9 protein-coding genes are annotated in these 7,891 nt (G+C 36.7%); 5 read left to right on the forward strand and 4 right to left on the reverse strand.

The features are described from left to right. Positions 1-2,160: TonB-dependent receptor (locus AACY61_RS05545; RefSeq protein ID WP_339610591.1), on the forward strand; the 2,160-nt coding region annotated here is incomplete at its 5' end. Positions 2,161-2,182: 22 nt separating this feature from the next. Beyond that, positions 2,183-2,740 carry a type 1 periplasmic binding fold superfamily protein gene (locus tag AACY61_RS05550; protein WP_339610592.1) on the forward strand — a complete coding sequence of 186 codons (558 nt, stop codon included), beginning with the start codon at positions 2,183-2,185 and terminating at the stop codon, positions 2,738-2,740. A 51-nt stretch (positions 2,741-2,791) separates the two neighbouring features. Here AACY61_RS05550 and AACY61_RS05555 read toward each other — a convergent pair whose 3' ends face one another. From AACY61_RS05555 to msrA, 3 genes are read right to left on the reverse strand one after another with little or no spacing between them, the layout of a single operon-like run. Further along, positions 2,792-3,094, reverse strand: a complete 303-nt coding sequence (locus AACY61_RS05555; protein WP_339610593.1) for a hypothetical protein — start codon at positions 3,092-3,094, stop codon at positions 2,792-2,794. Positions 3,095-3,143: 49 nt separating this feature from the next. Beyond that, positions 3,144-3,731 carry a GTP cyclohydrolase I FolE gene (gene folE / locus AACY61_RS05560; RefSeq protein WP_339610594.1) on the reverse strand — a complete coding sequence of 196 codons (588 nt, stop codon included), beginning with the start codon at positions 3,729-3,731 and terminating at the stop codon, positions 3,144-3,146. Position 3,732: 1 nt separating this feature from the next. Further along, positions 3,733-4,278 carry a peptide-methionine (S)-S-oxide reductase MsrA gene (gene msrA, locus AACY61_RS05565; RefSeq protein ID WP_339610595.1) on the reverse strand — a complete coding sequence of 182 codons (546 nt, stop codon included), beginning with the start codon at positions 4,276-4,278 and terminating at the stop codon, positions 3,733-3,735. A gap of 157 nt (positions 4,279-4,435) precedes the next feature. Between msrA and AACY61_RS05570 the strand changes: the two genes are divergently transcribed. The 3 genes from AACY61_RS05570 (at position 4,436) to AACY61_RS05580 (ending at position 6,919) form a co-directional block, all read left to right on the forward strand. Next, positions 4,436-5,095: an ABC transporter ATP-binding protein gene (locus tag AACY61_RS05570; protein WP_339610596.1), complete on the forward strand. Its 660-nt coding sequence runs from the start codon at positions 4,436-4,438 to the stop codon at positions 5,093-5,095. Positions 5,096-5,109: 14 nt separating this feature from the next. Then, positions 5,110-5,877 (forward strand): TIGR02757 family protein, encoded by a 768-nt coding sequence (locus AACY61_RS05575; RefSeq protein WP_339610597.1) that lies wholly within the window; start codon positions 5,110-5,112, stop codon positions 5,875-5,877. Between the two features lie 91 nt (positions 5,878-5,968). Then, positions 5,969-6,919 (forward strand): aldo/keto reductase, encoded by a 951-nt coding sequence (locus tag AACY61_RS05580; RefSeq protein WP_339610598.1) that lies wholly within the window; start codon positions 5,969-5,971, stop codon positions 6,917-6,919. A 56-nt stretch (positions 6,920-6,975) separates the two neighbouring features. Here the strand turns inward: AACY61_RS05580 and rny are convergent. Further along, positions 6,976-7,891: ribonuclease Y (gene rny, locus AACY61_RS05585; protein ID WP_339610599.1), on the reverse strand; the 916-nt coding region annotated here is incomplete at its 5' end.

Genomic DNA, 7,891 nt, shown 5'->3' on the forward strand with positions numbered 1-7,891 from the left:
ACAAAGGCGACACAATTTACAATTCCTTTTGATGGCTCTCTAAATATAAGGTTAGAACACCATCTTGAAGAATTAGATCAAGTAACCGTAAAGGGCAGTGCCGCTATTGATTATGTAGCAACACAACTAGAAAATAGAATTGAAAAAGAGGATATTGAAAATTTAAGTTATGCCTCTTTGGGAGAAGCTTTAAAAATGCTTTCAGGAGTGTCATCCTTAAATACCGGTAGTACAGTGGTTAAACCTGTTATTCAAGGGTTACACAGCAGCCGTGTTTTGATAATGAACAACGGAGTGAGAATGCAGGATCAGGAATGGGGTGTGGAACACGCTCCCAATGTTGATTTAAACACCGCCGGTAGTATATCGGTTATTAAAGGGGCTTCTGCACTTCAATATGGAGGTGATGCCGTGGGCGGAATTGTATTAGTAGAACCTCAACGCGTTATTAGAAAAGATTCCCTTTTTGGAAGGACTGTTTTATCAGGTTCAACCAATGGAAGGGGTGGTACGCTCACCTCCTCTTTTACAAAAACAAAAGAAACCGGTTGGTATGGAACCCTTCAGGGAACTCTAAAGCGTTTTGGAGATTTTGAAACTCCCGAGTATGTGTTAAGCAATTCGGGTCAATTTGAAAAAGCAACCTCTCTTAGGTTTGGACTTAACAAATTTACCTATGGTTTTGAAGGGTATTATTCATTTTTTAATTCTGAGACGGGAATTTTAAGGGCTTCACATCTGGGAAATGCACAAGATTTATTCAATGCGATTAACAGTGAAAAACCACTTGTTATAAACGAGTTCACCTATGCTATTGAAAACCCAAAGCAAGATGTAACGCATCATCTCGCAAAAGCCAAATTTTTTAAACGGATGAGTAACTTCGGGAAATTGGAAATGCAATATGATTTTCAGTTCAACAACCGTCTTGAATTTGACTTAAGAAGGGGTGGTCGTGGGGATATACCCTCAGTTGATTTAGAATTAACAACTCACACGCTAACTTCAGACTTAAGTTATGATGCAAATTCAAAATTCAAAGCAAATGGGGGTTTGTTATTTCGTTACCAAAACAATTTTGCAAATCCTGAAACAGGTGTGAGACGTTTGATTCCTGATTATGATAAATATGATTTGGGAGTTTATGCTCTTGGAAAATATGTTCTCAGTGATCAATGGATACTTGAGGCTGGTTTACGCTTTGATTACAACCATTTGGACGCAAAAAAGTTTTATCAAAAATCTCTTTGGGAAAGCCGTGGTTATGCCAATGATTTTCCTGAAATTGTTGTAGAAGATTTTGGAACTCAATTACTCACGAATCCTGTTTTTGATTTTTATAATTTTTCTGGAACTATTGGATTTTACTATTCATTTTCAGATGATTATGAGTTGTTAACCAATTACTCATTGGCTACACGTGCTCCCAACCCATCTGAATTGTTTAGTGAAGGCCTGCACCACTCAGCTGCCAGAATTGAAATTGGTGACCTTAGGTTTAATCAAGAAGTGGCACATAAAATTTCTGTTGCACTAAGTAAAACTTCTGGAAGGATTCAGTTTACTGTAAATCCTTTTTTAAACAACATCAATGACTTTTTACTTATTGAACCCACAGGCGTGGAACAAACCATTAGAGGAAGTTTTCAGGTTTGGGAATACAAACAAACAGATTCCTATCTTCTGGGTTTTGATCTTGATGCCAAAATAAATCTAACAAATCAATTTGATTATAGTACAAAGTTTTCATTAGTAAAGGCCTATGAGCGAGAAAACAACAAACCGCTCATTTCAATGCCTCCGGCAAATCTAAGTAATGTACTTCAATACAAAAATGAAAGTTTAAACAATTTAAAACTGCGATTGGAAAGCAATTATGTGTTTCGGCAAAATGAATACCCGGACACCAATTTTGAAGTGTTTTTACCCATTTCAGAAACAATAGAAATCTTAGATCTAAGCAGCCCACCAGAAGCCTATCATCTCATCCATTTTAATGCAGATGCAGATTTTAAGGTGTTTGGTGAAACTGGTTTAAGTTTAGGGTTGACAGTAAATAACCTTTTCAACACCAGTTACAGAGATTACCTCAACCGTTTGCGTTTTTTTGCTGACGATTTGGGACGAAATATAGTTTTACGAATAAAAATTAATTATTAAACCAATTTAAACATTTTATACTATGAAAAATTTAAAATTTTTATCCATATTTTTTACAGCAACACTTTTTTTAATGTCTTGCTCAAGTGATGACGGTAATGAACCCATCAATGAAGAAGAAGTCATCACAACAGTTAGAATTGCATTAACTGGAGGAAGTACCCCCATTAATTTGGAATGGAAACAACTGGATGAATCTACAGCTCCAGCAATTACTGTGACCGGTGACTTAGATCCTAACACAACTTACACCAGTGTGATTACCGTGTTAAATGAATTGGAAGATCCAGCTGATAATATCACACTAGAGATTATTGAAGAAGATGAAGAACACCAGTTTTTTTATCAAGTAAGTTCCGGATTGAACATTTCAAATTTAACCTATCTTGATTTTGACGGTAACGGAAACCCTGTAGGTGTTAACTTTAGTTTTGATACAGGAGACACTAGTTCAGGAAACTTTACAGTCACACTAAGACATGAGCCAAATAAAAATGCCGATGGTGTTAGTGAAGGAAATATTGCCAATGCCGGTGGCGAAACTGACATTGAAATAACATTTCCTTTAGAGATTCAGTAATCAGTAGTAAAAATTATAAGACAAAAAAATCCCTCAAAATTGAGGGGTTTTTTATTCTACTATTTCTGCCTCAATGATATGAGGTTTAGTTTTTTCTCGTTTCCAAACAAAGATATACAACCAGGTAAGTGTAAAAGTTGGTATTACATCAAGTCCGGGTGAAAGTTCTTCAAGAAAAACAACCACACCCGCGATTTTACCTTGTTTACCGGGATACATTTTTGTCATTTGAGAGGCTGCAAATGGGGCCCATATAATATCAATAAATGGACCAACCCCCGGAAACACATAAGAGACCATACCAACAAGGTCATAAGCAATTCCCTTTAAAAGCAGTTTCTTTTTTTCGGTCATTTGATGGTTTTTAAAATTTTAAAACGCAAAAAATGTTCTAAAAATTGTCTTACTTCTCAATGAGCTTTAAAAACTCATTGCGTGTTTCAATTTTTTCAAAAGCTCCTCTAAATCCGGAGGTGGTTGTAACTGAATTTTGCTTTTGTACACCTCGCATCATCATGCACATATGTGCCGCTTCAATTACAACAGCCACACCTTTGGGTTGCAGAGTCTCGTTAATACAGTCAAGAATTTCCTTCGTCATACGTTCTTGTACTTGCAACCGACGGGCAAATACATCAACGACACGTGGTAGTTTGCTTAAACCCACAATATGACCATTGGGAATGTAAGCAATATGTGCCTTACCAAAGAACGGTAACATATGATGCTCACATAATGAATACAGTTCAATGTCCTTAACAATTACCATGTTTTCATAGGATTCCTTAAACATGGCACCTTTTAAAATCTGAGCTGCGTCTTGATGATATCCTTGTGTTAAAAACTGCATAGCCTTTGCAGCCCGTTCTGGTGTTTTTATTATTCCTTCACGAGAAATGTCTTCTCCCAGTTCGGAGAGAATGCGACTATAACTATCTATTAAACCGTTTGTGACAAACTGATTGTTGACTTCTTTATGATTTGTCTTCATATTATGTAGTTGTTTTTTCTTTGAAATTATCTTTTATTTTTTTTAATTTAGGAGCTATCACCATTTGACAATACATTTGATCTTGATTTCGATTGAAATACTCAAAATGATCAATTTCAGCTTTATAAAAAACTGGAGCAGCAGTCACATCAGTTACAATGGAATTTTCAAAAGTACCAGCCTTGTTTAGTGAAGTTATCATTTTTTCTGTTGCATTTTTTTGGAACTCTGAATTGTAAAAAACTGCACTGCGGTATTGAGTTCCTTTGTCATTGCCTTGTTGATTCAGTGTCGTTGGATCGTGGGTCGCAAAAAAGACCTCAAGTAACTCTTCAAAGGATATCACAGTTGAATCATACCGTAGTTGAATTGCCTCTGCATGACCTGTTCGGCCGGTGCATACTTCACGATAAGCAGGATTTTTAACCGCTCCCCCAATGTAGCCGGGAACCACACTCAAGACACCTTTTATGCGTTGGAATACAGCCTCGGTACACCAAAAACAGCCTCCTGCGAATGTTGCTAATTTAATATTGGATTCATTCATAATCATTATTGTTTAACAAAAGTAATTATCATTTAAACATTAATTGGCTCAATTAACTTTTTCTTAATATAGTAATTCCATCGTCAAAAGAGTCTTTAGAAAATTCAATTGTATTTATCGGCACAAATACTTACTTTCACATCATCAATTCTTAAAAATGATTAAAGCAGAAAATATACATAAATATTACGGAGATTTACACGTTTTAAAAGGAGTTTCTCTCCATATTAAAAGCGGTGAAGTAGTTTCAATAGTTGGCCCTTCTGGAGCCGGAAAAACAACACTTCTGCATATTTTAGGCACACTTGACAATGCTGCTGTTGAATCTGGAGATTTCTTGATACACAATACCGAAATTTTAAAACTATCAGATAAGGAACTGGCTGCATTCAGAAATAAAAACATTGGTTTTATATTTCAATTTCATCAATTATTGCCGGAATTTACTGCTTTAGAAAATGTGTGCATTCCTGCTTTCATCAAAAACACTCCCAAAAAAGAAGCTGAAGAAAAAGCAAAACAATTACTTGATTTTTTAGGTCTTTCAAACCGCTATAATCATAAACCCAATGAACTATCGGGAGGTGAACAACAACGAGTTGCAGTTGCCAGGGCGTTGATCAATGACCCTCTACTGATATTTGCTGACGAACCTAGTGGAAACCTCGACAGTGCCAGTGCAGATAGTCTACATTCCCTGTTTTTTAAACTGCGGGACGAATTCAATCAGACCTTTGTCATAGTAACTCACAATGAAGAATTTGCTGATATGGCAGATCGAAAACTGATTATGAGTGATGGAAAGATCGTTTCCTGAAGAATGAAAAACCAATGAATCAAACCGAACTCAAAGAATTTTTAGATGAAAAGGTCCTTTTGTATAATTCACCTGATTTTATAGTAAGCGATCCCATTCAGGTTCCTCACCAATTTTCAATAAAGGAAGATGTTGAAATTAGCGCGTTTTTAACTGCTATTATAGCCTGGGGAAACCGTAAAAGCATTATTAAAAATGGAAATAAAATTGTGGAACTTCTTGGAAATGCACCACACGATTTTGTTATGAATCACCGCGAGCAAGATCTTGACAAACTATTACCATTTGTACACCGCACATTTAATGGCGTTGATTTACAATTTTTTATACGTTCACTTAAAAACATTTACAAACATCAGGGTGGGTTGGAAACTATTTTTAAAAAATACACCACCGAAAACAGTCTTCAGCCGGCAATACATGAATTTAAAAAAGTTTTTTTTAGCATTCCACATCCACTTCGCACAGAAAAGCACATATCAGATCCAATAAAAAATAGTGCTGCCAAACGCATCAATATGTTTTTAAGATGGATGGTAAGGCAAGACGACGCCGGAGTTGATTTTGGAATCTGGAAAACCATCTCTCCTGCCCTTCTTTCTTGTCCGTTGGATGTACATAGCGGAAATGTAGCCCGTAGTTTAGGTTTGCTTTCACGAAAGCAAAACGACTCCAAAGCTCTTTTTGAACTTGACACTTCATTGCGTAATCTGGATCCTTCAGATCCTGTGAAATATGACTTTGCACTTTTTGGACTTGGCGTATTTGAAAAATTTAAGTGATAAACTTTTCCTAAAATCAACTTCAGGTTTTTAACAAGCACTTGTATTTTGTATCTTACATAGAATCAATAAAAATTAAATTGTAACGACTATGAAGACATTAAGATTTACTAATAACGATGTATTACACGCCATAGGATTAGGAACCTGGAAAGCCAAAGGTGGTGAAGTAAAAAAAGCGGTAAAAGACGCACTCTATGCAGGGTACAGACACATAGACACTGCTGCTGTTTACGGAAACGAAAAAGACATTGGCGAAGCACTTGAAGAAGTGTTTTCTGAAGGAGATATTTTAAGGGAAGATGTATTTATTACCTCAAAATTATGGAACGATGCCCATCAAAAAGCCTATGTAATACCCGCAATTGAAAATTCACTTAAAAACCTGAAGCTAGACTATCTTGATATGTATTTAATCCACTGGCCAGTGGCATTTAAACCAGGTATTGGTTTTCCTGAAAAGCCCGCAGACTATTTTTCACTTAAAGAAGTACCACTTTCTGAAACCTGGACAGAATTTGAACAAGCAAAAAATGATGGGTTGGTCAAACATATTGGTGTATCAAACTTTAACATCACCAACTTAAAGAAACTAATTGCTAAGGCCTCTCAGACTCCTGAGATGAATCAGGTAGAGCTGCACCCCTATCTGCAACAAAACGAACTTTTAGAGTATTGTGCTTCACATAATATTCTGGTAACCGGTTATTCGCCTTTGGGTTCAGGAGACCGTTCTGAACAAATGAAAGCCAATGATGAACCTAAGCTGATGGAAATTCCTGAAATTGTTTCAATTGCCAAAAAACATATGGCCAGTGCTGCTCAGGTATTAATTGCTTGGCAAACCAAACGTGGTACAGCCGTAATACCCAAATCAACCACCAAAGAGAATATCATTGATAATTTTAAAGCATCCAGCATTCAACTGGATGAAGAAGATATGAAAACCATCAAAAATTTAAACAAGAATTATCGATTTATTACCGGAAAGTTTTTTGAGTGTCCTGAAATGGGTTATAACTCAATTTATGATGAAGAATAGAACTACAAACCATTTAAAATGTATAAATAAAATCCCGCAAGAGCGGGATTTTATTTTTATTTAGCAATGTTAACAGCTCTGGTTTCTCTGATCACCGTAACTTTTACCTGACCCGGGTAGGTCATATCGGTTTGTATTTTTTGAGATATTTCAAACGAAAGACTTGCGGCTTTTTCGTCGCTTACCTTTTCGCTTTCCACCATGACACGCAACTCTCTTCCTGCCTGAATCGCATAAGCTTTATTAACTCCATTAAATCCAAAAGCAATATCTTCAAGGTCTTTCAAACGCTGAATATAAGAATCCAACACTTGCCTGCGAGCTCCCGGTCTGGCACCACTAATGGCATCACACACTTGAATAATGGGTGAGAGAAGGCTTGTCATTTCAATTTCATCGTGGTGAGCCCCGATGGCGTTGCAAACTTCGGCTTTTTCACCATATTTTTCAGCCCATTGCATTCCCAGGATTGCATGGGGCATTTCGGTTTCTGTGTCAGGAACTTTTCCTATATCGTGAAGTAGACCTGCACGTTTTGCCAATTTTGGGTTGAGACCAAGTTCTGCAGCCATTACACCACATAATTTGGCAACTTCTCTTGAGTGTTGCAATAGGTTTTGACCATAGGATGAACGATATTTCATTCGACCTACAATCTTTATAAGTTCAGGATGTAAGCCGTGAATACCAAGGTCAATAACTGTACGTTTTCCAACCTCGATAATTTCTTCTTCAATTTGTTTAGCTGTTTTTGACACCACTTCTTCAATACGTGCTGGATGAATTCTTCCGTCAGTAACCAGTTTATGGAGTGATAAACGTGCTATTTCCCTTCTCACAGAATCAAAACAGGAAAGAATTATAGCTTCAGGAGTGTCATCAACAATGATTTCGACGCCTGTGGCAGCCTCCAGCGCTCTGATGTTTCTTCCTTCACGTCCAATGATTCGACCTTTGACATCGTCACTTTCA

It is taken from the genome of uncultured Planktosalinus sp., assembly GCF_963973675.1.
GTDB lineage: Bacteria > Bacteroidota > Bacteroidia > Flavobacteriales > Flavobacteriaceae > Planktosalinus.